The following is a 1424-nucleotide window of genomic DNA, read 5'->3' on the forward strand; positions in this document are numbered from 1 at the left end:
CGGGGTTACGTCTCGCGGCCGGGGTTGACGGCGGATCGGTTCGTGGCCTGCCCGTTCGCGGTCGGCGAGCGCATGTACCGCACCGGGGACCGGGTGATGTGGACCGAGGATGGGCGGCTCGTGTACCTCGGTCGCGGTGACGAGCAGGTCAAGATTCGCGGATTCCGGGTCGAGCCCGGTGAGATCGAGAGCACGCTCGGCGCGCATCCGCTGGTCGCCCGTGCGGTGGTGGTCGCGCGTGAGGACACCCCGGGGGACAAGCGGCTGGTCGGCTATGTCGTTCCCGTCGAAAGCGGTGCTGCGACGGACGGCGAACTGCCGCAGGAACTGCGCCGGTTCACCGCGATGCGGCTGCCCGACCACATGGTTCCCGCAGCAGTCGTGGTGCTCGACGCGCTTCCGCTGACCGTCAACGGCAAGCTGGATCGCAACGCGCTGCCCGCCCCGGAGTACCTCTCCGGCATCGGCGGCCGTGGTCCCTCCTCGGTGCGCGAGGAGGTCCTGTGCGCGGTCTTCGCCGAGGTGTTGGGCCTGCCGTCGGTCGGGGTGGACGACAACTTCTTCACGTTGGGCGGGCATTCGCTGCTGGCCATCACGCTGGTGGAGCGGCTGCGGGCGCGTGGGGTCTCGGTGTCGGTCCGGGCCCTGTTCCAGTCGCCCACGGTGGCCGGACTGGCCGCCGCCGCGGGGCCGATCCCGGTGCGGGTGCCGGTGAATCGCATCCCCGCCGATGCAACGGCGCTGACGCCGGAGATGTTGCCGCTGGTGGATCTGTCGGACGCCGAGGTCGGGCGGCTCGTCGGGTCGATCGAGGGCGGTGCCGCGAACGTCGCCGACGTGTACCCGCTGGCGCCGCTCCAGGAGGGCATCCTCTTCCACCACCTGATGGCCGGCGACGACGAACGTGACGTCTACGTCTCGCCGTTCGTGCTGGAGTTCGACACGTCGGCTCGGCTCGACGCTTTCCTGTGGGCGCTCCAGCAGGTGATCGACCGGCACGACATCTACCGGACCGCGATCGTGTGGGAAGGCGTGCCCGAGCCGGTCCAGGTGGTCCAGCGGCACGCACCACTGAGGGTGCGGGAGGTCGACCTCGACGCGGAAATCCTCGATCCGGTGGCCGGGTTGATCACCGCCGGCGGACTGAGCATGAACATCGGCCGGGCACCGCTGATCGACGCGCACAGCACGCGCATGCCCGACGGGGAACGGTTGTTGTGCCTCCTGCGGGTGCACCACATCATCCAGGACCACGTCGGTATGGAGGTCCTGCTCCAGGAGGTGCGGGCGTTCCTCGACGGTCGCGGCGGCGAACTGGCGCCGGCGCTGCCGTTCCGGGATTTCGTGGTGCAGGCGCGGGAGAGTCTGCGGCACGGTGGTCACGAGGAGTTCTTCGCGGAGTTGCTGGGTGATGTCACGGAGAC

1 protein-coding gene is annotated in these 1424 nt (G+C 69.8%); it reads left to right on the forward strand.

All coding sequences use genetic code 11. The annotated features are described in order from the left end of the window. Window positions 1-42 precede the first annotated feature (42 nt). On the forward strand, window positions 43-1424 hold a 1382-nt coding region (locus tag ACWCPW_RS51995), incomplete at its 3' end, for a condensation domain-containing protein (protein ID WP_449768689.1).

The sequence above is a fragment of the Embleya sp. NPDC001921 genome, assembly GCF_053594475.1.